Origin of the sequence: Alicyclobacillus fodiniaquatilis (genome assembly GCF_042678105.1) — a bacterium.
Classification (GTDB): Bacteria; Bacillota; Bacilli; order Alicyclobacillales; family Alicyclobacillaceae; genus Alicyclobacillus; species Alicyclobacillus fodiniaquatilis.
On record NZ_JBHUCX010000013.1, the window covers coordinates 1 to 26,211 of the forward strand.

Sequence of the window (26,211 nt, forward strand, 5' to 3'; positions counted from 1 at the left end):
CGCTTACACGATAATAATACCCTTTATGATCCAAGAACTGTAACACTGATGCTGTAGAAAAAGGCTGTTGAAATCCAACCGGGTTTCTCAACAGCCTGACAATACATTTGTGTTTCTTTCGAGAGACTTCGTTTAGAGCAGGTAAATCGCATCTTTCCGCAAAGTTATACTGTTAACGAAGAACTCCATCATCGGAACGTGTTATGGAGCTAACGGGGCAGCTTAGTTTAATAAATATTTACAAGAATTACACCAATTGGGCGTGTACTCCACATCCAAGTGGGGGTTTTTCTTGAAAACATCTAGGGATGAAGCTGGTTCAACAAATCGAAAAGTCATCTAATCTTGGAGGCATACTTTATGAAATCGAAAATTTTTATCTCAGGTCTAGGAGTCGCAATTATAGGAATCATTTTAGGACTTTTCATTCAGACTGAGAAATTCATCCAAGACTTCTCCATGTTTTCTGCTGGTATTCCGTTGCTGATATCTGCCATATTAGTGGGTACATTTGTTAGTGGAGACCGTACAAGAGCGAACAGTTATAATGAGCATTCAGAAGATAGAAATCTCCGTTTAACATGGGCGCTTGCTCTGCTGATCTTTGCAATTCCATCGATAATGTTGTTTATTCTCACATATCTGATGCCGAACTTCAAATAAACATCATCAACTAACGACAATGCAATTTCTAAAGTACCTATTCGGAATTTCTAACGTTCTATTACTGCCTATTGAGTACTTGAATCCGAGAAGATCGATAGCATCAGAGTGCATGAACTTGCAACTACATACGAAGTGCCTTGTTGCACATCAGGAACAGAAGAATTCAATAGCGATGCACTGTGTATTGTTGATAGAATTTATATGGAAAAACAAAAGTGCAATCAGATTGGATGTGAAGCGAAATGGCTGAACTTCAAACCAAAGCCCCGCTGGACTGGTATCTACGTTCCACTCAAATGATCGACGTTGACCATGAAGAAATCCATCGCTTTATATCCAGCTGTAACTATGAGGGGAAAGACGAAATTAACATTATACGAGACACCTTCGAGTTCGTTCGTGACCAAGTATCACATTCTTATGATGTGAAAGGTCATCGGGTAACTGCAAAAGCGTCTGAAGCCTTACTGGACCGAGAAGGTATCTGTTATGCGAAATCACACTTGCTTGCGGCACTTCTTCGGGGAATGGGTATTCCAACTGGGGTTTGCTATCAAAAACTGACGCTTGGTGATACGCCCGACACAGGGTACTGCATTCATGCGCTAAATACCGTTTATTTAGCTCCCCAAGATAGGTGGATTCGGTTGGATGCACGTGGAAATAAGCCTGGCGTGGATGCTCAGTTTTCCTTATCGGAAGAGAAGCTAGCCTTTGATGTGCGACCTCACTATGGTGAAATCGACTACCTAACTAACCATTACGACGCACATCCTCAAATCGTACAAACGTTAGAAAATCACAAAGAAAGTGATGCTTTGGAAATGTATTTATATCACCTTCCCACAGACTTATAAGGTCTCCTTCTTGAACTAAACCAGCTAATAGCTTGTCAATATTGCCAGTGAAAATAGATGTTCTTGTATGTTAGCTTGAATTTGGGCGTGTTGAATAACCCTCCAGATAGATTGGAAGGTTTTTCTCTGTGTGTATTGTGCCTGGTTATTGCGCCAGGTCTAGGAATGTTTCGTTGCGTTTCAGTAATGCGTAGATCCAGTGAAGCATTTTGTTAATGCAGGCTACGACGGCGAGTTTGTGGGGCTTTCCCTCTTCACGTTTTCTATCGTAGAACGCCTTGAGTCTCTTGGAACCTGACTTTCTCAACCCACAGAGCACGGCGACGTAAAGTGTGTGTCGGAGCCTGTTTGAACCACGTTTCGTGATTCGATTGACACTCGCTACGAATTTACCTGATGCGAACACACTTGGATCAACACCAGCAAACGCAACGAGCTTCTTTGGGTCATTAAACCGCTCGATCTCTCCGATCTCCGAGATAATCGTTGCAGCGATTTTCTCTCCAACACCGGGGATGGATTGAACAATTCTCCACTCTTCAAATGTTACAGCGAGAGCATCTATCTCATCCTCAAGTGCAGATAGGTGCTCTTGGTATTGAAGGATGATGTCGATGTACATTTTCAAGCTGAAGATGTGGCTTTGTAATCGAGCCCCGTAAAACGGATTCTGGGTAGCCGCTGCAATGATCTCTTCGGCTTTCTTAGAAGCCCACTTGAGTGATCGGCTTGTACATAATGCATTAACCCGCTCCGTCAGTTCACTTTGTGGGACTGCGAGAACTGATTCCGCTGTCGGAAACTCCCGCAGCACGTATAAGGAAACTTTCGAGTAGAGGTCACCAAACACGCCTCTATACTCGGGAAACACTTGGTCCAGAACGGCTGTGAACTGTAGCTTCGTCTGTACGCATAAGTTAGTGATTGACCCATGCTGTCGAGTCAAACTGCGAAGGTTGAGAAGTTGAACACCACGCTTTTTAAATGGTTCAAACTCTTCTTTGTAGTACAGCTCGCAAAGACGATATGCGTCGATCGCATCCGTTTTAACCTTACGCAGACTCGACTTCTTCGCTTGATGAGCAACCAAAGGATTGACGAGTATATAGAGATAGTCCTGCTCTTCGAGAAATTGAATAACGGGCGTGTGATAATGTCCAGTTGATTCGAAGATGACGACTGGACGAATGGAAGTGTCCGCTTCAATGCTACGCAGAACTTCATGAAGATGTCCGAAACCATCCCGAGTATGTTGTATGCCAAACCCCTTACCATGAGGCTTGCCCTTATTCAGAAACACCTGACACATGCTCTCGCCTTTTGCGACATCCAGACCAACGACTGGATTCAAATGCTGACACGCTCCTTCTAAGATAATTGCCGGCAACCCCTAAGCCTTCTTGTGAGTCATAGCTTCGCTTGTGATACGGGATCGCAGGTCGTCCCAACCAGCCTCAAACATGCTTCCACAAGTAGGGGGTGAACAGTTTAGCGCACGGGTTCGATGACCCACGGGGGCGACGTTCTACCCGGCTACCGGAGTATACAACCCCTATAATGAAAGAGGTCAACCAGTAAGAACTGGCTGACCTCATAATACGAACGGGGGCGAATGCGACAGAAGACTAGTCGCAGAAAAGTGTATAAATACATGAAACGCGGTATATTCAAAACCGCGTTTCTTAATGTTAGCGTAGGAAAAATCGGATATTTCATTCCATCAATTGTATTAGCGTGGGTTTTGCGTCATTTTGTTGGCGGTACCCCTGATATGAACGAGGCCCGTCAAGCCCCAGATTCCGTGATTTTGTTTTGTTGAAGACTTGGCACGAAGGCAAAGCACGTCGACGGTTGGCATTCTGATATTCGCGGGTTGGCTATCGCATTTCATACCTCCGTCAGAGGAGCTGCCTCGAACTAAAAGCGCGCGTTCAGCTTTGAGCCTAGCGCATAGGGGTAACGAGGATTCTCCTACACCGGATCTTTGCCCCCGAGCCAAACCTTCAACCAAACGACATTTCAAGCGAAACTAAATAGTTGTTCGGGTTAATCTTTTTCTTTATGCAATTGATTTGATATCCAAAGTTTGTTCCATGAAGCAGGCAATGGCCCAAACGAAGCCTATCAGTTCTCGGGCAACTGCTGTGACCACTTTCCCGTGGCTTTTCCCACGCTGCGCAAGGCGGGAATATTTTCGATGTAATCGATTTTGTGCTTTCCAAGCGATCATCTGTGCCTGTGGGTTTTTTTCCTTGCTGTCGTTGACGAATCGCCCCCTTAAGTGCTGGTTTGTATCGGTAACTCCAAGCCGCCTCCACGAGCACTCGACGTACGTGAGGGTTGCCGGTTTTGTTGATTTCTCCTTGCCAACGCCTGTTACCACTCGAGTATTCTTTGGGTACCAATCCGGTATAAGCCATGAGTTGTTTCGGGTTTCGGAAACGTGAAAATTGTCCAATTTCAGCCACCAACGTCGTGGCTGGACCTCCGCTACCCCACGCAGTGTTTGTAATGCCTGAATCACCGGTGCGTGTACACTTTCGGTCGCTTGTACGTGAATTTCACACTCAAATCGTTTGATTCGCTCATTGATTTCATCGATGGCATGTAGATATTCTTGAAATGCAATTCTTAAGGCGGGGTTTTGGAAGTTCAATCCGTCAAGCCATAGTCGATGTTTCGTAGACCAGCTCTTGGTGCCTTTCGGTGCATGCAATCCATGACGAAGCACAAAGCTCGATACTCGCTGTCTCGCACGTAGTAAATCTTGCTTCGCGTCCTCCCGTGCACGAATCAAGTCTCGCAATGCCTCATCCTCTTCTTCTGGCACCCACACAGGCGTCAATTCGCCCGAACGGTGAAGTTGCGCTAAACGTAATGCATCACGACGGTCGGTTTTTACCTGATCCCCCGGTCGAGATGGGATGAGCGACGGCGCAATTACTATACAGGAAATACCCATGCCTGTTAACTGACGATACAATCCATATCCTGTAGGGCCAGCTTCGTAACATACTTCCAAGTGCACATCTTTCTCTAATTGCTTAACCAGCTTCCGAACTGCCTCCGGAGTGTTTACGATAGTGCCAAAGAATCTCGATGCATCTCTACCGGCATCGGCGACTCCTACCGCAATAGTATCTTTCGAAACATCCAAGCCAACAAATTTTGTGATATTCTTCATAGTAACCGGCTCCCTTCGTATTGTGGCTCTGCACTGGTTCTCCTAGTTTCAGTGTAACCCACGTGATTGCGAAGCGGGGCCGGCCTCGTTCATTATGACTAAGACTTACCTTCCCATCATACATTGGCCACAATCATTTAGTGTTTTAGATTTGCGAAACCCATAGTATCGCATAAGCCACAATTAAACGGGGGAATGTATATCTGAATCAGGCGAGTATAGCGGGTTTTATTAGGGAGAATCTAAATTTGAGAACAACACAGGTGCTTCTAAACAAAATTGATTTGTCATTCGATGTTATTGTCCGCCCTGTTCCAAATGCGAACCTGGATGTTGTATTCATTGCGACCCTTGTTGATCTGACAAGAGTTGAAGAACGGCTGTTGGGACCACTCACTCATTTACCCATGAAGCGGGTACGTGACGTGACGATTTGGTTGGATAACACGTTAAGACTGTCAAACATAAAAAGGGTGCCGGACGTAGATGAAGCCGTTCACGCGCTTCTTGATAATGAAGCTGTTTTGTGTTTGCCAAGTGAATACATTATTGTTGGAGTTCAGGGATTAAATCGAAGGTCACCTCAGGAGCCATCGACCGATGTTGCAATACGAGGTCCTCGTGATGGTTTTACAGAGTCCATTGATACGAATGTGTCCTTACTTCGAATTAGGATTAAAGATCCAAAACTCACGTTCGACAAATTTGTTATCGGAGAACGGACGCGGACGACCGTTCTATTGGCTTATATTCGTGACTTGGCAAGTCCCGATATCGTTCACGAAGCTACAAATCGTCTCCGTCAGGTGAAAATTGATGGTCTGCTTGAAAATGGAGTTTTAGAGCAGTGGATTGAAGACAATCACTGGAGTCCGTACCCACAGTTACAAGCGACAGAACGTCCTGACAAGACAGCGGCGGCGTTGTTGGAGGGAAGAATTGCATTTATTGCGGATGGCACACCTTTTGTGCTGTTAGCTCCATCTGTTCTTATTTCCTTTTTTCAAACCACCGACGACTACTCACAACGATGGTGGTCAGGAACAGCACTGCGCTTAGTTCGAATCATTGCTTTTTTTGTATCGATTTTCGTGCCGTCGTTATATATCGCGTTTACAATGTATAATCCAGAACTGATTCCTCTAAAGATGGTTCTTCAATTGGCATCTACACGGGAAGGAATTCCCCTCCCCATTGTCATGGAAGCTTTAGTCATGGAAATCATGGTTGAATTGGTTCGGGAGGCGGGAAACCGAATGCCTCAACAAATGGGGCAATCTTACACGATTGTAGGTGGCTTAGTAATTGGTGATATTGCTGTGCAGGCAGGGATTGTGAGTCCCATCATGGTTGTTGCCGTTGGTCTTACGGCGCTCGGCGCATTTGCCATTCCAAACTATGAAGCGGCACTTGTAACCCGCATGATCCGTTTTCCTATGTTGCTCGCAACGTCTTTGTTTGGAATTATTGGGACTCTCGGATTTGCGTTAATCTTGCTGGCGCATCTGTCAACATTGAAATCATTTGGTGTGCCGTATCTTACGCCGTTTGGACAAATGGCTGTTCAAGACTTGAAAGATACCTTAGTTCGCCCCCCAGTACAGTTAACCAACTCCCGAACAGCGACGTATTTGAGTATTCGTAGTTGGTTCGGGAGAGCAAGGTATCGCGCCAGGAGGAACTAAAATGCTAAGAGAGGTCAATCAAAACGTACTAACGATTTTGCTGTTTGAAGCCCTATTGGGAACAGGAACAATGGAATGGATACCCACATGGACTGCCGAATTCAAATCTGCCGTCTGGATCCTAATTGCTTTGTACACGCTCCTGTTATTAGGAATAGGGTTACTTATTGTTCACCTGTCACAGTATATGCCGAGCGATTTTACTGGATGCACAATGTTTGATTACTTTCTCGGTCGAAAACTCGGAGGGGTTCTCAATCTTCTTCTGCTTGGTTTTTTATTGATTTGTGCTGGCAAGGCGTTACTGCTTGGTACGTCTTTGATACATTACACGACGCTACCATACACGCCGACTATAGCGTTGGTTTTGTTTGCTATGCTAACGCCAGCTCAGATTTTCTATGCGGGGTTTGATTCACTTCTACGATTTCAGACTGTATTGTTTGTTCCTGCCCTCATTTTGGCAGTTGTATTGTTGCTTCTCTGCTTCCGTACTGCGGATTTTTCCAATTTACTACCCGTAACTCCGCGCCCTTCGATGTTAACCGCTGACTCCCTGACAAAAGTAATGGAGCTTTTACAAGGACTGATCCTTTTTGTCATCTACATTCCTCTCTTCAAACGGTTTGGTATGTCTGTGACCCTTACAAAGCGAAGCTTTACATACGCTGGATTCGGTATTATCATGCTGAACGTTTTGAATTTGTTGGTTGTTTTAACTGTGTTGGGCCCGTTTGAAGCGTCCTCTACACAGTGGCCAGTCATAGAGGTCGTTAGAATCCAAAAAATGACGGGTCCATTGTTAGAACGACTGGATTTGATTTTCCTGTTACCTGTATTGATCGCGGTTATATCCGCGGTGAACCTGTATTCATACGGAGCACACCATGTAATGTCTTATTATACGCACCCAAGCCAATGGGTTAGGCTCATTTGGGTTTTTGGATTAATACTGCTGATTGTCGCCATACCGAATAATCAACAAGTTGCATATTCCGTTTACGGGACAATAATTAAGTCATTTGAGTTAATGTTCTTTTGCCTAATACCCGTCATGTGGCTAATCAGACGAATGGCAGCGAAAGAAAGGCGTATTTTCAAGTGAAAAACTGCCGCCTTCTCACATTTCTTCTATGCGCGTCGATCCTTTTTTTGTTGCCAGGTTGTTGGGATGGCGCTGAATTGCAGAAACGGGCTGTAGTGCTTATGATTGGAATCGATCCCAGTGATCAAGATAATCACAACGTCAAAGTGAGCTTACAATTAGCTCGACCACAGAAATTCAGCGCTACACCGAGAGCTTCCACTGGTTCAGAAGAGGAAAACACTGTAGTCGTTAGCAAGAGTGGAGTAGACGTAGCTGATGCGATTCGCAAAATTCAACTTAGTGTTGACAGAGACCTGTTCTTTGGACATGTTCGGGGTCTTGTTATTAACCAACACATGGCAGGAAGCGGCATACTGCCCCTTATGAACCCCCTCTTACAATCACGTATGGCATCGAGAGAAACTTGGCTATTTGTATCAAAAAATCCAGCCAGCGAAGTGTTGAAATACAGCCCAGCACTGGATGCCATTCCGTCCACATACTTGTCGAATTTCTTCGAAAACCGCCTGTTGCTGACTCAACCATATGAAGCGACAGTGGGTGGGTTCCACCAAAGGTTAGTGACACCAGGAATACAGCCGATTGCAGTCTGGTTAGGTTCAGGAGATGGAGCACTCTCGGCACCTCGAATCGAAGGGTTTGCCGCTTTTTCGGCAGATAAGTTTGTTGGTGGACTTAATCAGCAACAAGCTGTCGGTTGGATGTTTGTAGAAAATCAGTTTCCTAAATCGTCACTTACATTTAAATGTCCGACCAAGCAAGGCGGACAGTTCGTTGTTGATATAAAATCCGTCAAGAGTCGTTCGCGTGTGATCCACGCTGGGGCAAACGAACCACGAACTGTCATCACCGTGCGTGTGAAAGGCTGGATTGAAGGTGGTGCTTGCGTTACCAACACGGACCAGCAAGAACTCGCGATGTTAAACCAACAAGTCAAGTCAGAAGTTGAGAAACTTGTCAAGACCACCGTTCTACAGTGCCAAAACTTCGACGCAGATATATTGGGAATGGGACGAAACGTGTATCAGTTTTCCCCGCACGATTGGCAAGGGGACAATCAGTGGGATCGGAAGTTTCCGAAGATCATAACAACCATGCAGGTACAAGTACAACTCGACTTTCTACAGACGTACAAAAAATTCGACTTTAACCCAGAGGCATAAGCCATAAAAGACACATATCCTGTGTTGACAACGCCGCAGGGGTGATACTATGGCATATTGTCCAGAAGTGATAACGGGATATGTGGAGGTTGCTGGAGAGGATTACAAATGATGAACTCGGATTTGCCAAACTTAAGCATATTGGTAAACAAAACCGGAAAACATATGTGAAAAGTTTTTGGGGCTGCGAGGGAGGATTTCGTGTGAGGTGGCTTTTTTGGATTTACTTAGTGAATACTATTTTCATGCTGATTGTAGCAATCCGTGAGGCACGTAGACCTGCCGTGGCGTTAAATTGTCTAACGGTCGGCCTAGTTTTACCTATAGTCGGTTTCGCGTTTTATCTCATTACATCGAATCCCCCACGCATTCGCCAGGAAAGACTGACCTCTCCTGATAATGAGTCGGATCCGTTGCCTGATTCATTCAGCCGGTCCGCTTCGACGATTGCTCAAGGTTTACGACATTTTACCGTACACGGGCTTCGAACCGGCCAAGCCCAAGTGCTTACGAACGGCAATCAAACCTTTGTGCAACTCATCGAATCCATAGAAAACGCGCAAAGAACGATTGATGTTGAATACTACATATATCGATATGACCGAATCGGAAGCCGCATCACAGATCGGTTGATTCAGAGAGCAAAGGATGGCGTACATATTCGCTTTATTAGAGATGGATGGGCGAGTCGGAAATTCCCCAGAGAGCAAATCCAGCGGATGATGGAAGCAGGGATTGAGTGCCGGACGATTTTTCCACTGCGTTTCCCTTGGATATTGTCGACTTTGAATTATCGGGATCACTGTAAAATCGTCGTGGTCGACGGAAAGGAAGCTTTCACAGGTGGCATTAATGTTGGAGATGAATACCTGGGACTCAACCCAAATATCGGATTTTGGCGTGACACTCATGTACGAATCGTCGGTGAAGTGGCAGTGGATTTGCAGACGGTCTTCGAATCTCATTGGAAAATCGCCTCTCAGGAACAAAAGTCAATCAGGACAAGCTGGAACAAGAAAGCTGAGGATGGCCGAGAACCCATTCCAGGTCCAAGCCGTAGAGCGGGGAACATTCCAGTACCCGGTGATCCCATTCTTCAAGGGTTCTCGGTGGAAGTAGGCGCAGAATTCGGTGTTACTGATGCCATTGACTTTGCCCCAAGCGAAGAAGTGTTACGGGATGCGTACGTACAGACGTTGGAAGGGAACCCCCGAATCTCAACTCAGGTCATTCGGGAGGCCTACTTTATTTGCATTACCCGAGCGGACAAGACGGTTGATATCACCACCCCTTATTTTGTGCCCGATGCAGATATTATTGTTGCGATTAAAACGGCGGTGGCACGAGGTGTGCGTATAAGACTGTTGGTGCCACATCCACGCCACGTGGTACCTGGCGTCGTGGGACCTGCAAGCCGTACGTACTATGGAGAATTGTTAGAAGGTGGAGTCCAGATTTACCTGTACAACAAAGGGATGTTGCATGCGAAAGTGATGGTCATAGATGGGGAGATCGCCGAAATTGGTGCCGCAAACTATGATATGAGAAGCTTTCGGCTGGATTACGAGGTCTGTGAAGTCATTTACAGTACCGACGTGGCCAGAGAACTCACGGAGCAATTCGAGCAAGATCTGATAGATTCCATTCCGCTGCGCATCAAGGACTTAGAGAAACGAACCGGTCCAGAGCGTATTCGAGAACAAGCAGCGCGCCTACTTTCACCGTTGTTATAGTGTCGCGTGTGTTGGCCTTTATCGCGACGAATGCTTCATGGATGAACTGAATGAATGTCACTTTCGCCCATTACCCAAGTTCGTACTGGAAGGAAGTGACTATAAGAACCATAAAGAATTGGCTCAAGTGATTCAAGCACACATTCGATGGCGAAATAGGCACAAACGCGACGATCGGATATTACGAGAGCAAAAGAAGATCAAAGCTGCCGGATGTGGCACTAGCACATCGTATACCTGATACTTGTAGAACAAAGCAGCGGACATTAGGGCAGAATGACAAGCCTGCACCGGAACGTTGGTCATTGGTAGATCGAACCAAATTAAACGCCGATTCGATTCTCAAAAACTCTTATTTTGGTTAAGAATATGAGATTCGACTTCACCACTTTTATATTTCTTATGAAGTTTAATTGGAAAATATTAACGAAATACTGAGTGGTCTATCTTCAATGGGATTGGAGACTGTAACTACGTAGCCCATTTGTAGAGGAGGTGAACGTAGTTGCAACAACCCAATCATCTTGCGGCACATGAAATGATGGAAATCCACGAACTGCTGAACTTCAAAACGATCTGTGCGGCGAAGGCCAAAGCAATGGACGGATTGGTGACAGACAAGCATTTAAAGCAGCTGATCCAGCAGGACTTGCAGCAGTCTTTAGAAGCACTGAATATCTTACAAGCACTATTAACGAGGGCACAAACACAATGACAGGGGGTGGTATTGAATGACAGATCAAAATACGAACGCAAATCCCAACCTCGGGAAGCCATTGGATATAGAAGAGTTTACAGATATGATGGGCCTCGCGAATGCATCCGCGGCACTCGAATTTTTACTGACCGTGAAAAATGGCATCAGAAACACGGCCATGTCCCTAACGGAGTGCGCTACACCTGAAGTACGCACGGAGGTACGCAATCAGTTGCGCCAAGCCTTAGACATGCACGAGAAATTGTCACAACTGATGGTAAGAAAAGGATGGTTACACCCGTACAATCCTGGAGAACAACTTCAGCTTGACTTGAAATCTGCGCAAATGACCGCCAAAATCGCACGAATGCCTCTATTCAAGGATCGCATTAAGGCACTTGAGACATTTGACACACCACAATAACCAAATTAAGGGGTGATATGACGATGAGGGCGGTTACTTATCAAGGTGTCAAAAACGTGGCGGTGAAAGAAGTTCCGGACTGTAAAATCGAAAAACCGGATGACATGATCGTAAAAATCACTAGCTCAGCCATCTGTGGATCAGACTTACACCTCATTCATGGTATGATTCCAGGGCTCCCAAAGGATTATGTGATTGGCCACGAACCGATGGGGATTGTCGAAGAGATCGGGCCAGAAGTCACAAAACTCAAAAAAGGTGATCGAGTCATCATTCCATTTAACGTAGCGTGTGGTGAATGTTTTTATTGTACACATCAGCTGGAAAGTCAGTGTGAGCTTGCGAATCCATACGAGGATACGGGTGGCTTCTTTGGCTACTCTCATACCACTGGCGGATATGCCGGAGGACAAGCAGAATACCTACGCGTCCCATTCGCAAATTTCTCTTCGTTTCGTATTCCTGACGACTGTGAGGTAGAGGATGAACGACTGGCTCTGATTGCGGATGCCATGTCAACTGCCTACTGGACTGCGGATAACGCAGGCATTAAAGACGGTGATACAGTCGTGGTTCTAGGATGTGGGCCCGTTGGGTTGCTTACCCAGAAGTTTGCTTGGATCAAAGGTGCAAAGCGTGTCATTGCCGTGGATTATCTCAATTATCGGTTGGAGCATGCAAAGCGAACCAACCATGTGGAAATTGTCAATTTTGAACAACAGGAAGACACAGGGGTATATTTAAACGAGATCACGAAAGGCGGAGCGGACGTGGTCATTGACTGCGTAGGTATGGACGGAAAAATGACGCCCATCGAAGTGATTGAAACAGCATTAAAACTTCAGGGCGGTACTTTAGGGGCCATTGAAATCGCCAGTGAGGCAGTCCGGCGAGGTGGCACAATTCAAATCACCGGAGTCTATGGTGCTCGGTATAACGGTTTCCCGTTAGGGCATCTCATGAATCGTAATATTAACATCCGTACTGGCCAGGCTCCTGTGGTTCATTACATGCCGTACATGTATGAGTTGGTTAGCACTGGGAAAGTCGATCCAGGTGATGTCATTACTCACATCATGCCATTGGATCAGGCGACACACGGATACGAAATTTTTGATTCCCGATCCGATGGATGCATTAAAGTCATTCTCAAGCCGTGAAAGAAGATACAAAGGAGGAGATATGCATGACGGAAAAAGCATTCGCGCTTCATGAAACAATGGAACTGCACGAAATGCTGACGTTCAAGAATGTGTGCTTTACCAAATCGAACACGATGAAAACGATGGTAAGCGACGACCAACTGAACAGCTTGCTTCAAACCTGTGCTGCTACTGACAAGAGACACATTCAGGAGTTACAACACTTGTTGTCAGGTGCGCGCATCATGACGGAATATCAAGAGGGGGTGCAGCATTGAACCCAATTATCGAAAATATCATAGGCGTGTCCGACATGACGGACCAGATTGTTGCCTCTGATTTGCTCATATCGTCTAAAACTGGCGTGTTTAATTACTCCGTTGCCATTACGGAAACGGCTTCGCCCGAGATTCGTGCGGTGCTTCGCAAGCATCTTGAGGATGCCATCGACATACATGAGCAGGTTTCGAATTATATGATGGAGCAAGGTTGGTACCTTGCCTATGAACCAGAAGCGCAAATACAGCTGGATCTGCAAAATGCGCAGACTGCGCTCAACATTCACTAGCACTTTGGACGTGTAGTACAACAATGCTATCCAAAACATGGGCTGACGGCTACCACAATGAATGAAAACGTCTGGCCTATGACTCTGCAGATTTCATCACGAAATGAGCAGGTCACGGGCCATTACTTTTGCTTCTCAGTTCTGTTATCTCGTCATCGATTCCCCGAATCACATCACCATTCATGAGCTACTTTAGTCCCACTTAGTCAAGTAACAGATCCCATTCCCACTGGATATACCGCTCCAACTCGTAAAATTCGATCTGAGTGGAATTTCCTCATTGCGTTTTCTCACGGTGAAGTTGCTAATAGGGGCGCTTATGTCTGGCTCAAGCACCGTTGTTAAGCTCCGTCTCGACGACATCCGGTTCGCAGACGCGATGCGTCTGCTGGTCGAACTGATGCGGCCCATCAAGGAGAAGTCTGTATAAGGGGGCAAAACTTGAGTAATTAATGTTTCATTCGTCTTCGTACGACGGTGATGATCGTATTCCTCGTATCCATGCTGTGACGAGCATCGCGAGCGGTAACGCGATAAGGGCTATCCAAGTCGCATCAACCATGAAACGCTCGTATAAGTGTTCCTTATGATAAATGCTGTGAAATGAGTACATCACTGTAATAACTGCTATTGTGGCTGGAATCACGAATACCCGATGTCGTTCGGGATCCATCTCGCATACTCTTGCAGCCAGTACGCTCACGAACCAAATTTGATTAGCCGCAAACAATAGGACAAATGCAGTTGCAATAATGATAATCAGAATCCCAAGTCGCTCAACCAAAAAACCATGTGCTCGCATCATCTGAACGGTCACAAGAACCGGATTCGTAAGAAGCTTTGCTGGTAACCACCCTAAGTTCAAGACGACTGCGCAAAAAGCAACCATCAAGACAATTCCGTTCAGAATTGGGCTGACCAAGTGATACCACAGCGAGGTGGTTGTGGAATACCTATACGGACCGAGCATGATACCGATGTTGAGCCCCATAAAAATGGGGAGTAGCGCATAAACGCCATCCCACGTATGCGTCCAGCTAGTAACAGTATGGGGCATTTGGTACTTATCCGTCTGGAACAGGATCGTGATAAATGTGATAAATGTGCCTAAAATCGTTATGGGGTAAATAATGCTTGCGGCTCGCCCCAAGGGCACGATTCCCAGCCACGCACCGCGGCATGCGGCGATTAAAAGAAAAACATACAGACCTGTATGGGGCGTCTGTGGGAAGAAATCTTTCAATGCATCAGCATTCCACCACACGCCAAATGCGACCAGTCCAATATGTACGGGGAGGAATCCAATAGATACCAATTTTCCGAGCCATTTTCCCCATAGTTTGATGGCAATATCGACACCGGACAAATTAGGGAAGCGTTCCACCAATAGCCCCTGAATCAAGCTTGCAATTGTACCTACGACGATCACGCCAAAGACAGACCAGAGCGCGTCAAATCTTGCTTTCGCGACGGCGATACGCGGAAATTCCCAAAACAGCAAGGCGAAGTAGCTTGAAGAAACAATCGCCGTGTATTGAAATCTGGAAAGACGATTTTGGCGTTTCATTGGTTAAACAATTTCTCCTTTATGTTTCAACTGAACCTCAACGGTTACCTTGGCCTTGACCTGGGCAAAGAACTCGTCCCACTTCGTGTCAATATTGGGCTCCACAGTGGGATCACTCAAAAGTAGTGTTCTGCCAAAACCAATTGAGTCCAGATGGTGTTGTTGGAGTTTTTGGATGAGGGCATAGGACTTCTTTTGAATTTCGGCTGCCATCATCCCCTCGTATCTTTGCAAGTCTCGATCACTTAGCGACTCAGTCCGGTCGCTTATATTCGTAACCAATATTCCTTTAACGCGGATTCGAACACCAAGGGTCGATCTCTTACCTTGCTGCAGGACAAATTGTCTGCTCGAACAGGACACGTCTCTTACATCAAACAAATGTGTGTGTTCACCGATTGACATTGATAAACCTTTGACTCTCCCCTCAATAAAGTTGTAGTACAACGTTTCGGTAGGTGTGAGTTCGAGTTTAGGTGTGTTGCCATGGAAAGTTTGCATTCCGTAAATCACCAAGTTTTTGTCTTCTATTTTGACCAATCCTGTATGCGCCTGTACACCAGGAAGCCGTGTATCTCGCCAGAATTGCCAAAGCCGGGTTCTTGTAGCGTGACCGTATTGTGAAATTGTGGCTCCTAACCACCTATCCATCATTTCTGCTGAAGCTTCATCACCATTTTGGTAATTCATCACGACTCGTGCGGAATCAGGAGTAGTGAGTATCCACGCAAGTTTATCAACGGGTCGTGTACTCATCAGCTCATTGACAACGTGCTGGATGGCATGGGCATTGAGTTGCCGATTTAACACAATACACTCCAGGTTTCCTAGGTAGAACATTTTGTCGTAATTCAATTGTGCGAGCGCGATGGCTTCCGATACACTATGTGCTTGTGCCGTAAAGTTCTTGTTCGGGCCCATGGCACCGGGGCCAGGGTTTGCCGAAGACTGATCCGACGAGCCTCCGCCAAGACCTAATTCGGGGACTTGGAACGTATAGGACAATAAGTCGGGATTGCCCTGTACTGGGTCAACGCCAATTCCGATAATTTGTGCCCGATCATTGATTTTTTCGTAGTCAAAGCAACCAGGTAAAAACTGTATAGCCACGGCTAGCCAACAAGCCTTCAACACAATGCTCAACTTTCTGTTCACTTTGATCTTCCCCCTCTGCGAAATCCACGTCCAATTCGGGTGGTTTGTGGGAGGATGTGAGCAGTACGAAAACGTTCCAGCAGTGTAAGTGGTATTCGAAACATTCCATCGACAATACCGTCACGGATATATCGTCCATCGAAAGGACTTAAGTAAGGTACTCCAAATGATTCTAGTGAGCTAAGTTCATAAAGGATTACGATGGAGACAATTACGATGGCGTAGAGACCACAAATGGCTGCACTGGTAAACATGACGAAATTGCCGAGCCGCAAAACCATGCCAAATTCATAGCTCGGAGAAACGAATATACTAATTGCCGTTAACGATACGACGATGATCAAGACATTACTGACCAATCCCGCCTGCACAGTCGCTTCACCCACTACTAGCCCACCAACGATACCAAGAGTTTGACCCAGCTGACGTGGCATACGTAGGGTTGCTTCACGCAAAATTTCGATAACAACTTGCATCATAATGACTTCAAAGATAGCGGGAAAGGGAACCCCTTCTCTGGACTTTGCAATTTGCAATCCAAGTACTTTGGGCAACAGTTCGGGGTTATAGTCAACAAAAGAAATATATAGCGCCGGAAGATAAAGAGCGAAGATGAAGGCTACAATTCGAATCCAACGAATAAACGTTGCTTCAAAGGATGAACGACTGTAGTCTTCTTCTGTCTGAAAAAAATCTTGAATTGTGACAGGGACGATCAATACTGTAGGGTCACCGTCGACAATAACCACAACTTTCCCTTGTGAAATCTCTTTAACTGTACTGTCAACACGTTGAACAGCTCTTGTGAGTGGAAACATAGTCCATTTATGCCCAATTATTCGGAGTTCAATGTCCGTTCCTTGGCTAACAGTATCTATTTTAATGGTTTTGATCCGGTCAACGACCGTTCTTACCAAATTGGGGTTGGCAACGTCATGTAAGTAGACAACCGCTACTTCTTTTCGGTTTCGGCTGCCAACGTGGAGCTTCTTCACAACAAGGGTTTCTGTCATGAAACCATCCCGAAGGATTGAAATGTTGGTGGTTATATTTTCTACAAATCCGATTTGTGAACCGCGTACCGAAGTTTCAAACTTCGGTTCATCAAGGGCGCGATGTTCCACGTGCTTAGCACGTATGATGACTGCGGGAGATACACCGTCCACGATGATAACGAGGTCTCCCGCAACGATGGCTTCTTTCATGTCGAATAGATTTGTTGAGAATGTTGTCTCTGCTCCAGACAAAACTCTATCTACAAGATACTTGGCCAGAACTTTTTGTTCCTTCAACTGAGCAAAATCGTGACAATGTATTTCCCGCAGTGCCGATTGAACTGCCTCAGGGTCACATAATGTTTTTAAAAAGAGGCAAGCGCCGTCTCGGCCGGCGACCAAAACAGTTCGTACCACGTAATCATCACTTGTTCCAACGGTCGCAAGAAAGTATCCGAGTGCTTGGTCGAGTTTTCCCGTGTACTTGGCGTTGCAAGAATTCACTCTTGTATACCGCGTTTTCTTGATCGATGCTGAATCAGCCTGAAGAGTTCCTTTGGTCTTGTTCTTAGATGATAAGAATCGTTGCAAGTCCTGGGCCACCTTTAAAGATAATTGAAAAAACAAATCAAGCTTATTTTTTGCTTTTCTAAATGTTTTATCCCTTATTTCTACTTTCTCAAAAGTGTAATCAGGTTTTGCGTTTTTCTGATGAATCTAATGAAAAATCAAAAATTGGAAGGCGATAGCCTTGGAAGGATGTACTTTATCTACGCGTAGGAATTTACTCAAAGAAAGTGATTTGCTCGAGGACGGAGTTTAATTCACGGATGTGGCGGGACTGCGAGGCATATTGGCTCCACTAAAACCCACAATAGCGAGTATAAATCCATATATGTAAACAGTTATAAAAAATAAAGGTAATCATTAAGACAGCCGAATGAACATTTCCGCCCGTGGATTTGATGGACAACCCAAAGGCAGGGTTGACCACAACTCCAATGGACAAATTTAAGGGACCAGATTTCAGAAGAACTGACAGAGAAATATCGTGGAGCAACGGAAGATACGGAATGAAACAACGCTTGTTAGAGTCCAACGCCATCCTCAGGTACATTTTGCGCGATCATGTTTCTTGCTTCTTCTAGAGATCGCTCCTGCATCGTACGATTCATCAATTCTGGAACGCGTTCTTCAACTTTTCAATGTTCTTCACTTGCCGCTTATTCTAATTCAGCTATTCTGCTTCATAAATGAAGGCATTTTTTCGTGCGTTTTGAAATTCATATAAACTAAGTTTCCCTATCAATGACACAGTTTCACACAACTTTTAGGGCAGATACCTCAATACTCAAATTGAGGCTTGATACGCGTAACAGTGTTATGTTATATTCGTTTTGCCGGAGGTGAGGCAATTGTGGATGAGGATTTGATATCCAAAAAAGATCTGCTGGAACTGGCCAATATATCATATGGCCAATTATATAGATGGAAGCGCAAGAACCTGATACCAGAAGCTTGGTTTATCCGCAAATCCACCTTTACTGGCCAGGAGACTTTTTTTCCGAAAGACAAAATCCTGCTTCGGATAGACCAGATCAAAAACATGAAAGATGGGCTGTCTTTGGATGAATTGGCGGATATGTTTTCACCAAGTCCTTCCGAGATATCTTTGAGCCATCAAGAAGTTGTTGAACAGAACATTGTTACCAAAGCGGCGCTGGATCTGTTTGCTGCATGTTTCCCAGACATTAAGGAATTTTCTTTCGAAAAGCTGTTCTGGGCGTATGTCGTGGATACGATATTACAAACTGGAGACATCAGCTTGGAAGAAGGAAAAATGTTGCTCCTGACCATGGCAGAACACTATGCAAAGTACGAGGATCGCAATTGTCGGCTGATCCTCGTTCGCAAACTGGGCGTGGCCACCTGTTTTTTGGTCTCAGCTTCGAGTGAAGTGCATTTTGAGCAAGGTGCAAGAGTTGTCGTGGAATGCCATTTACCGACGTATGTGGAGCGTTTGAAGTTGAAAGTTTCATGAATGCATCTGCAGGAACACAGATTTGGTGGAAAGAGAAAGGTGGTCAAAAGATGGAGCAGCAGTTGCATAATCTCGACTTGGCAGGGAACGCAACGGCTTCAGGAGGTCAGTATCAGGATGTCAACATACAAGGCGTGGGCAATATTCATGGTGACATGGAATGTGCGCGTTGCCGGGTGGATGGGGTCGCGAATATGGGAGGCGCCATCAAAGCTGAAGTGTTGCACATTCGCGGAAAGGCAACGGTGGAGGGCGACGTCACCGGCACACAAGTCAAGGTGGACGGCAATTCGAAGATGATGGGCGCCTGTACTGCGAAGCGTATCGACATTCGTGGCAAGACGAGCATTGAGGGCGCAGTGTCCAGTCAGGAATTGAGCATCAACGGCTTCACGGCCATTGGCGGACGATGTGAGGCGAAAACACTGCACATTCGGGGCAGAGCGCGGATGGGCAACAGTGTCATCAGTGAATCCGTGAAAATTGAGGGAGAGGCAAAAATTGCAGGCGATTGTGAAGCGGAGACATTTCGCAGTGATGGCGCGTTTGCCATCAAGGGACTGTTGAATGCGGGTAAGGTATCTATCCGACTTGGCGGGGCTTCTGTGGTAAAGGAAATTGGCGGGGAGGACATTCGTGTCGAAAAAGCATGGCGGAGACTGCCTTTGTTTGGTTGGTTAGGCCGTTCGAAAAAATTGGTGGTTGAGACGATAGAAGGAGACGACATCTACCTTGAGTATACCCAGGCGAAGGTGGTGCGCGGCAATCGGGTACATATCGGCCCAGGCGCGGAGGTTGATCTCGTCGAATACCGGGCGGATTTGCAAATGAGTAAGGAAGCGAAAGTGATTGAACATCGTCAGGTCTAAGGGAGGTATGAGAAGATGGCGCAGCAGCAACCCAGGGACTTGAAAATCAATGGCTCCGGGAACTCTGTCGGTGGTATGTACAAAAAAGTGATTGTACGCGGTGAGGGGGACATCACCGGGGATGTGACGTGCGAAGTGTTGAAAGCGATGGGCAGTATGAATGTCCACGGCAGCGTAGCGGCGAAGCAAGTAAGTGTCATGGGCGCGGTCAATATTCACGGCAATGTGCAGAGTGAAGAGATCAAAGTGACAGGTGAATTGGCCGCCGACGGCGATTGTAGTGCCGAAAATTTTAAAGTTCGCGGCGCGTTCCGCATTGACGGCCTGCTCAATGCTGGAAAGATCGAAATCATTCTTTATGGGCCAGCCCATGTGCGTGAAATTGGCTGCGATACCATTGAGGTAAAACCCCATTTCAAATTGTTTTCTCCAGGGATAAAAGAATTGTCGGTTGATACCATTGAGGGAGATCATATTCGCTTGGAATATACCAAAGCGAGAGTGGTGCGCGGCAATCAGGTCGAGATCGGCGCTGGTTGTGATATCGATTTGGTCGAATACAAGACGTCGTTTCGTCAAGCAAGTAATGCGAAAGTGCTGCACAGCAATCAGGTGTGAACCCCCAAAAATATCATTGGGCAGGAAGGCGGAAAATGGTGTGAATCAGCGACAGTCGCGGCTAGGTTTTGTCATAGCGGGACTTTTACTGGGCATTTTTATTTCAGCAATGGACAACACAGTTGTCGCCACGGCGACCGGGAGCATTGTGGCGCATCTCGGGGGCATCGACAAAATCGTTTGGATCACCGCTGCATATCTCGTCACCGAGATGGCGGGGATGCCGATCTTCGGCAAGCTTTCAGATATGTACGGGCGCAAGCGGTTTTTCATCTTTGGGGTCGTCGCCTTTTTAATCGGTTCCATGCTTTGCGGCACTGCGCAAAATATGGATCAACTTGCAATTTATCGCGCCATTCAAGGCATTGGCGGCGGCGCGTTGATGCCCATCGCGTTTACCATCATCTTTGATGTGGTGCCGCGGGAGAAAGCGGGTAAGTTTTCCGGCATGTTTGGCGCGGTATTTGGCCTCGCCAGCATTTTTGGACCGCTGCTTGGCGCATATATCACAGACCACATCAGTTGGCGCTGGGTCTTCTACATCAACGTGCCTGTTGGTATCGTCACATTGTTTTTGATTGTTCTCTTTTATCACGAGTCGCGCCAGCATAGAAAACAGAGTATCGATTGGTTCGGCATCATCACACTGGTGCCTGCCATTTTATGCTTGATGTTCGGACTCGAACTTGGCGGCAATAAATTCGCTTGGAATTCGGCTGCAACCATCGTGCTATTTTGCGCGTCGGCTGTGTTGTTCTTGATTTTCTTGCTGGTGGAAAGACGCGTCAAAGACCCAATCATCTCGTTTGATATGTTCAAGAAACGGGTATTCGCTGGTTGTAATATCGTAGGCATGCTATCAGGGGCGGCGTACATTGTCGCGGTGATTTACATTCCGATTTACATCCAAGGAGTGCTTGGCGGATCTGCGACAAACGCTGGCTTGGAATTATTGCCGATGATGCTCGGAACCTCGATTGCAGCGCCGGTTGGGGGCGCTCTGGCCAACAAGATGCCGTACCGCAACATTTTATTTGGTTCAGGTATCGTCTTTATCCTAGGTATTTATTTACTCACCACCTTGACAGTGCACAGCTCGACATGGCAGGTGATGGTATACATGGCCATTGTCGGTCTCGGCATTGGGCCGTCGTTCTCCGTGATAGGCATGGGCGCTATGCACCACTTTGATGAGCGGCAGCGGGGAGCGGCCAGTTCGACCAACTCGTTTGTGCGCGAACTGGGCATGACCGTCGGTATTACCGTCTTTGGCGTCATCCAAAAAGATTTGTTCTCGCATGAGGTGCAAAACCAACTCGGGAATATGGGCAAAGCCGCAAAAAGCTTGGCGCAGATGGATCCGCACGCCATGCTGCAACCTGCGACGCGGGCACATATTCCGGCGCCTATTTTGACCAAATTGAGCGCCGCTTTGTCCACATCCGTGACACATGCCTTGTTGTGGGATCTGATTCCGGCAATTTTGGCCCTTCTGTTTGTCTTCTGGATAGGGAATGCGCGCTTCCAGGGGATCAGGAGGTCCACGGATGGCGCAGAAGGTGAACAAACAAAGACAAAGCCTGCTTATTGAAGCGGGCGGGATCGAGAAAATGGAGATGAAAGAAATCGGCGCTTCCCTGAGGTTGGGGAAGCCTTTTTGTTTCACAAGTTGGTCGCATGGCAATCGAAATCAGCGGTTCTGTGGTCATTTGCAGTTGTGTAGAATCTTGTGTGGAAATGGTGTACAGAATTTATTGATATTCAGATGGCAGGTAGGGATGGTTTGTTGATATGTGGAAATAAATATTTCATCCCTACATACTGTCATCATTATCTTTTAGGAGCGTGTGGAATGAGAATTCTCGTATGCCAGCCGATCCATGAAACTGGTACCACCCAACTCGAAGACGCATTGAGTAACCACTCGTCGCTAGATTGGGCTTTGTTCCCAGAGGGATACATAGCAAATGAAGGGTTAGTTCAGGACGCCTGTAATTTGGCACGTAAATTTGGTGTTGGAATCATTACTGGTTACAGGGACAAAAATCAAAAAGATCGTGCATTAGTCATTGATAAAATCGGAAAAGTAATCCTAGAGAGAGCGAAAAGCCCCATGGGTGATCTCCTTTTTAGTCCCTCACGCGTTGAATCGAACGGTGTCACTATCGGTTATCTTTTATGCGTCGAATTGTTACAAGGATTTGAAGGCTTCGGCCAGTTGGGGATAAATCGAACAGATTTTGTAGCACATCCAATTGGAGTTGGAATGTTCAGTGATGAGCAATTCAATGAATGGATAACTGAAGCAAAGCGAATCGCAATCGAGTATAGGACTATGATTATCGGCGCAAGTCATGCCGATGGTTCATATCGGAATTGTGGGATATCCATTCCGATTGCTTACTGCATTGGATCTGACGGACAAGAGGTCTTTGTTTCAAAGGATGATGTGAGACCAATCGTTTTAGATACAGAACACAAGTCAATTGAAATGCGTCAGTCCGTTTGAAAACTGCGCTTTCTTTCCCAAGCGGCGGCAAGAGTCAAGTAGACCTTGTTCAGCTTGGATTGCAAGGAGAGCGTGTCAACCAAGGCGGGTCGAGATCGCAGCGTCCATTCAATTGATGAGAGATTTAAAGCGCTCGTGGAGAGTAAACCTGTACCAAGTCTGTGAGTCATCAGACTAGTGGCATATGAGGTGTCCTTCATCCGAAACTTAGAACCGATGTGATTTTTTGTTTCTTTTCATCTATACTCTTACTTCTCCCACGGTAATGTACCCATTTGACGATCCGACATCAGAGAGGCATCTTCTTCTGTCACCTCAAAATCCAGATCAGACGTGGCATCAAGTCGTTTTTTCAGGTTTTGAAATGTTTTTACATTTGCATCTGAAGATTGTAGTAAACGATCAATTGAATCGACCGAAATCCGCATCCAGCCAGATTGATCAAATTTCTGTGCCACCAATTTTCCTTCAGCGGCCCAACGTTTGACTGTGTTCACAGAACTGACACCCAGCATCTTCTTTGCCTGCCCAGTTGTTACCCAACTTGAATGACGGTTCAATTGTTGATTCGTTGCAGGGAGCGCCATTGTTTTTTCACCATCCTTCTCATCATCATCGCCTTTATTGTCAAAAGTGTCAATACTGTTCATTTTTTCACCTCACAAACAGTATATCCACCGACGATTCAGTTTAGTTCTTGGCCATTTTCACGATATGGTTTAGAGCAATCTGCATCCACGCATGACCCCTAAGTGAGAAATTGCAGAACATATTCTGAAAAAACGGTACAATAACTGTACGAAAATGTGTCAAAAGGAGTTTGCCATGATTTCTGTCGATCACGTCACGAAAACGTACGGGAAATCGAACAAGCCTGCTGTGGATGATTTGACTTTTTCCATACAGCCAGGGGAGATTGTCGGTTTCTTAGGCCCGAATGGGGCCGGCAAAACCACGACCATCAGCATGTTGGTTGGCATCACCAAACCGGACAAGGGGAAAATTACAATCCACGGCGTCGATGTGTTGCGCAATCCGGTCGAGGCCAAGCGTCTGATTGGGTATGTGCCGGATTCCACAGATCCGTTCGTGCGGCTGACAGGGCGCGAATATGTCCGCTTTATGGCGGATGTGTATGGGGTTTCACAGGCGGATCGCGACAAACGTTTGCCGGAGTTGCTGCGCACTTTTGATATGGAGGGCGCGTTCGACGATAGAATCTCTTCGTATTCGCGCGGCATGAAACAGAAGGTTTCCATCATTGGGGCGCTGATTCACGATCCGCTCGTTTGGATGTTGGATGAACCGATGGTGGGGCTCGATCCGAAAGCGACGGCGACGCTCAAGGCGAAGATGCGCGCGCATTGCGACGAGGGGAAGATCACGTTTTTCAGCACACACGGACTGGACGTGGCAGAACGGGTTTGCGACCGGGTCATCATCATTCATGGCGGGCGGATCATCGCTTCTGGCACTGTGGAAGAACTGCGCAATTTGCGAGGAGAGGCCAACGATTCCAGCCTGGAAAAACTGTTCTTGGAGTTGACCAACGGATGAAATTGCGCGCTTTTATGACACTCGTCAAACTGTCCTTGTCTTACAACGGCGTCCGCAAGCGCGACAATGGTCGGCGCCAAGGTTCAAGACTGCTCATTGCCCTTGTTCTGCTGGTGTTCTGTTTCGGCAGTTTGCTGGTCACTACATATACGATGTTCGATAAGCTGTACGACGGATTGGCGCACTTTCATTTGCAAACACTCGTGGTGGCCCTGGCCATTCTAGTCATGCAGTGCAGTTCACTTCTGTTCGGCATCATCACGGCGATTTCAACCGTTTATTTGTCCACTGATTTACGCAGTTTCCTGCCGTTGCCGCTTCAACCCTGGCTGATTGTCGCCGCGCGTTTTTGCGCCCTTTGGCTCTCACAGTTGGTCCTCAATCTATTTGTGGTGGGCGCGGCCTTTGCTGTCTATGGCGTGCATCGCGCCAGCATAGAGACGTGGATTGGCCTTGTAGCCTTGTTCCTGTTGGTGCCCGTGATTCCGCTTGTCCTCGCTTTTGTCATATCTGCGCTGTTGATGCGAGTGACCAACGTACCGCGGATTCGCGACAAGTTTCGCTTTGTCAGTGGGTTCCTTGGCATCCTCATCGTCATCGCCATTCAAATTGCCGTCCGCCAAAATTGGACAGACAAATTTGAAAATCCGTCGAAGATCATCACATTGCTCACTGGTCCAAATGGAATGCTGCATGCGGTTGGGCGCTACTTTCCCCCTGTAATTTGGGAGACGAACAGTGTGACATTGCCATGGCTGCATGGCGGGCTTGTCAATTGGGTGTGGGTGCTGTTGTCGGTTGCGCTTGCCTGTGCAGTGGGCATCCTGGTGGCGCAGTATTTGTTTTTCAGCGGCTATATCGGTGGTTCCGAGGTTTCCCGCCGTACAAAACGGCAGGCGGTGCCGGTTGTTGGCGATCCCGTTCGTTCATTGCAGCGCGCATTGTTGGTCAAGGAGTTCAGATTGTTTTTCCGTTCACCTGTATTTAGTTTGAACGCCTTGTCTGGCACGTTTGTACCACTGGTTGTCGCGTTGTTTTCCACTTTCCAGCACAAGTCACACACTGGTTTGGCGGTTGAACATGGGCATGCACATATCGGGGGAAATCTGGTGGGGATATGTGCGGTGGCCATCGCAGTGGTGATTGGTTGCTTTAACAATGTGGCCGCGTCGGCCATCTCACGCGAAGGCATGCAATTCTCCTATATCAAATCGCTGCCCATCACGCCGATTCAATTGGCGACGAGCAAATGGGGCTTTGCCAATGTCGTATCGCTTGTGTCGGTCATCATTGTCTGTGTGCTGGAGTTTGTGATGTTTCATCCAACGTGGTATTATCTCCTGTTCACTTTCGCCTTGGGTGGGCTTGGTTGTCTAGCTGCCAATGGTGGCGCGTTGTTGCTGGATTTTGTTTATCCAAATTTGAAGTGGACCAACGAGCGAAATGTCATCAAAGGGTTCAAAAACGGCGTTTCCAATCTGGGGATTCTCATTGTGATGGGGATTTTGCTAGGGCTGATGCTTCTGTTGCGCTATAAGGCACATGCTTCCTGGTTGGTGGTGGACGTTCTGTTTGCGGCCATCTTTTTGGCGGGGATTTTGGGTATGTATTCTTTTATGCGCAAGTATGTGGAGCGACTTGTTGCCGCCATTGAATGAGGCGGCAACAAGTCG

23 protein-coding genes and 1 pseudogene are annotated in these 26,211 nt (G+C 46.7%); 18 read left to right on the top strand and 6 right to left on the bottom strand.

What is annotated here, in order from left to right:
• Window positions 1-360 precede the first annotated feature (360 nt).
• Window positions 361-663 carry a DUF5316 family protein gene (locus tag ACFSB2_RS03085; protein WP_377941179.1) on the top strand — a complete coding sequence of 101 codons (303 nt, stop codon included), beginning with the start codon at window positions 361-363 and terminating at the stop codon, window positions 661-663.
• A gap of 245 nt (window positions 664-908) precedes the next feature.
• Window positions 909-1,523, top strand: coding sequence for a transglutaminase-like domain-containing protein (locus tag ACFSB2_RS03090; protein ID WP_377941180.1), 615 nt, complete (start codon window positions 909-911; stop codon window positions 1,521-1,523).
• Window positions 1,524-1,668: 145 nt separating this feature from the next.
• Here the strand turns inward: ACFSB2_RS03090 and ACFSB2_RS03095 are convergent, their stop codons facing one another.
• Together ACFSB2_RS03095 and ACFSB2_RS03100 are read right to left on the bottom strand one after the other, a co-directional pair.
• On the bottom strand, window positions 1,669-2,874 hold the full coding sequence (locus ACFSB2_RS03095; protein ID WP_377941522.1) for an IS110 family RNA-guided transposase: 1,206 nt from the start codon (window positions 2,872-2,874) through the stop codon (window positions 1,669-1,671).
• A 708-nt stretch (window positions 2,875-3,582) separates the two neighbouring features.
• A pseudogene (locus ACFSB2_RS03100) lies at window positions 3,583-4,707 on the bottom strand (IS110 family RNA-guided transposase).
• Between the two features lie 248 nt (window positions 4,708-4,955).
• Between ACFSB2_RS03100 and ACFSB2_RS03105 the strand changes: the two are divergent.
• The 9 genes from ACFSB2_RS03105 to ACFSB2_RS03145 all read left to right on the top strand — a co-directional run bounded on the left by ACFSB2_RS03105 (window position 4,956) and on the right by ACFSB2_RS03145 (window position 13,227).
• Entirely contained in the window at window positions 4,956-6,392 is a 1,437-nt protein-coding gene (locus ACFSB2_RS03105) for a spore germination protein (RefSeq protein ID WP_377941182.1), read from the top strand.
• Window position 6,393: 1 nt separating this feature from the next.
• A complete protein-coding gene (locus tag ACFSB2_RS03110; protein WP_377941183.1) occupies window positions 6,394-7,497 on the top strand; it encodes a GerAB/ArcD/ProY family transporter in 1,104 nt (367 codons plus the stop codon).
• Window positions 7,494-8,663: a Ger(x)C family spore germination protein gene (locus ACFSB2_RS03115; protein WP_377941184.1), complete on the top strand. Its 1,170-nt coding sequence runs from the start codon at window positions 7,494-7,496 to the stop codon at window positions 8,661-8,663. The genes ACFSB2_RS03110 and ACFSB2_RS03115 overlap by 4 nt, the downstream gene beginning before the upstream one ends.
• A gap of 203 nt (window positions 8,664-8,866) precedes the next feature.
• Window positions 8,867-10,396 (top strand): phospholipase D-like domain-containing protein, encoded by a 1,530-nt coding sequence (locus ACFSB2_RS03120; protein WP_377941185.1) that lies wholly within the window; start codon window positions 8,867-8,869, stop codon window positions 10,394-10,396.
• A 505-nt stretch (window positions 10,397-10,901) separates the two neighbouring features.
• Entirely contained in the window at window positions 10,902-11,111 is a 210-nt protein-coding gene (locus tag ACFSB2_RS03125; RefSeq protein WP_377941186.1) for a spore coat protein, read from the top strand.
• Window positions 11,112-11,127: 16 nt separating this feature from the next.
• The gene (locus tag ACFSB2_RS03130) at window positions 11,128-11,517 is read left to right on the top strand and encodes a spore coat protein (protein ID WP_377941187.1); all 390 of its coding nucleotides are present in this window, start codon (window positions 11,128-11,130) and stop codon (window positions 11,515-11,517) included.
• Window positions 11,518-11,540: 23 nt separating this feature from the next.
• Window positions 11,541-12,677: a zinc-dependent alcohol dehydrogenase gene (locus tag ACFSB2_RS03135; RefSeq protein ID WP_377941189.1), complete on the top strand. Its 1,137-nt coding sequence runs from the start codon at window positions 11,541-11,543 to the stop codon at window positions 12,675-12,677.
• A gap of 26 nt (window positions 12,678-12,703) precedes the next feature.
• The gene (locus ACFSB2_RS03140; protein WP_377941190.1) at window positions 12,704-12,937 is read left to right on the top strand and encodes a hypothetical protein; all 234 of its coding nucleotides are present in this window, start codon (window positions 12,704-12,706) and stop codon (window positions 12,935-12,937) included.
• Window positions 12,934-13,227 (top strand): spore coat protein, encoded by a 294-nt coding sequence (locus ACFSB2_RS03145; protein WP_377941191.1) that lies wholly within the window; start codon window positions 12,934-12,936, stop codon window positions 13,225-13,227. The genes ACFSB2_RS03140 and ACFSB2_RS03145 overlap by 4 nt, the downstream gene beginning before the upstream one ends.
• Window positions 13,228-13,684: 457 nt before the next feature.
• Here the strand turns inward: ACFSB2_RS03145 and ACFSB2_RS03150 are convergent, their stop codons facing one another.
• From ACFSB2_RS03150 to ACFSB2_RS03160, 3 genes are read right to left on the bottom strand one after another with little or no spacing between them, the layout of a single operon-like run.
• On the bottom strand, window positions 13,685-14,794 hold the full coding sequence (locus ACFSB2_RS03150) for a GerAB/ArcD/ProY family transporter (protein WP_377941192.1): 1,110 nt from the start codon (window positions 14,792-14,794) through the stop codon (window positions 13,685-13,687).
• Between the two features lie 3 nt (window positions 14,795-14,797).
• Window positions 14,798-15,949 (bottom strand): Ger(x)C family spore germination protein, encoded by a 1,152-nt coding sequence (locus ACFSB2_RS03155; RefSeq protein ID WP_377941193.1) that lies wholly within the window; start codon window positions 15,947-15,949, stop codon window positions 14,798-14,800.
• The gene (locus ACFSB2_RS03160; RefSeq protein WP_377941194.1) at window positions 15,946-17,535 is read right to left on the bottom strand and encodes a spore germination protein; all 1,590 of its coding nucleotides are present in this window, start codon (window positions 17,533-17,535) and stop codon (window positions 15,946-15,948) included. Before ACFSB2_RS03160 ends, ACFSB2_RS03155 begins: the two co-directional genes overlap by 4 nt.
• 826 nt (window positions 17,536-18,361) lie before the next feature.
• Between ACFSB2_RS03160 and ACFSB2_RS03165 the strand changes: the two genes are divergently transcribed.
• The 5 genes from ACFSB2_RS03165 to ACFSB2_RS03185 all read left to right on the top strand — a co-directional run bounded on the left by ACFSB2_RS03165 (window position 18,362) and on the right by ACFSB2_RS03185 (window position 22,981).
• Window positions 18,362-18,985 carry a YhbD family protein gene (locus ACFSB2_RS03165; protein WP_377941195.1) on the top strand — a complete coding sequence of 208 codons (624 nt, stop codon included), beginning with the start codon at window positions 18,362-18,364 and terminating at the stop codon, window positions 18,983-18,985.
• A gap of 50 nt (window positions 18,986-19,035) precedes the next feature.
• Complete coding sequence (locus tag ACFSB2_RS03170; RefSeq protein ID WP_377941197.1) at window positions 19,036-19,854, top strand: polymer-forming cytoskeletal protein; 819 nt, start codon at window positions 19,036-19,038, stop codon at window positions 19,852-19,854.
• Between the two features lie 15 nt (window positions 19,855-19,869).
• Complete coding sequence (locus ACFSB2_RS03175; protein ID WP_377941198.1) at window positions 19,870-20,472, top strand: hypothetical protein; 603 nt, start codon at window positions 19,870-19,872, stop codon at window positions 20,470-20,472.
• A gap of 40 nt (window positions 20,473-20,512) precedes the next feature.
• Window positions 20,513-22,063 carry an MDR family MFS transporter gene (locus ACFSB2_RS03180; protein WP_377941199.1) on the top strand — a complete coding sequence of 517 codons (1,551 nt, stop codon included), beginning with the start codon at window positions 20,513-20,515 and terminating at the stop codon, window positions 22,061-22,063.
• 261 nt (window positions 22,064-22,324) lie between these two features.
• Complete coding sequence (locus ACFSB2_RS03185) at window positions 22,325-22,981, top strand: hypothetical protein (RefSeq protein ID WP_377941200.1); 657 nt, start codon at window positions 22,325-22,327, stop codon at window positions 22,979-22,981.
• Between the two features lie 248 nt (window positions 22,982-23,229).
• Here ACFSB2_RS03185 and ACFSB2_RS03190 read toward each other — a convergent pair whose 3' ends face one another.
• The gene (locus ACFSB2_RS03190; protein WP_377941201.1) at window positions 23,230-23,631 is read right to left on the bottom strand and encodes a helix-turn-helix domain-containing protein; all 402 of its coding nucleotides are present in this window, start codon (window positions 23,629-23,631) and stop codon (window positions 23,230-23,232) included.
• Window positions 23,632-23,806: 175 nt separating this feature from the next.
• Between ACFSB2_RS03190 and ACFSB2_RS03195 the strand changes: the two genes are divergently transcribed.
• Together ACFSB2_RS03195 and ACFSB2_RS03200 are read left to right on the top strand one after the other, a co-directional pair.
• Window positions 23,807-24,538 (top strand): ABC transporter ATP-binding protein, encoded by a 732-nt coding sequence (locus ACFSB2_RS03195; RefSeq protein WP_377941203.1) that lies wholly within the window; start codon window positions 23,807-23,809, stop codon window positions 24,536-24,538.
• A complete protein-coding gene (locus ACFSB2_RS03200; RefSeq protein WP_377941204.1) occupies window positions 24,535-26,196 on the top strand; it encodes a putative ABC transporter permease subunit in 1,662 nt (553 codons plus the stop codon). The genes ACFSB2_RS03195 and ACFSB2_RS03200 overlap by 4 nt, the downstream gene beginning before the upstream one ends.
• Window positions 26,197-26,211 lie beyond the last annotated feature (15 nt).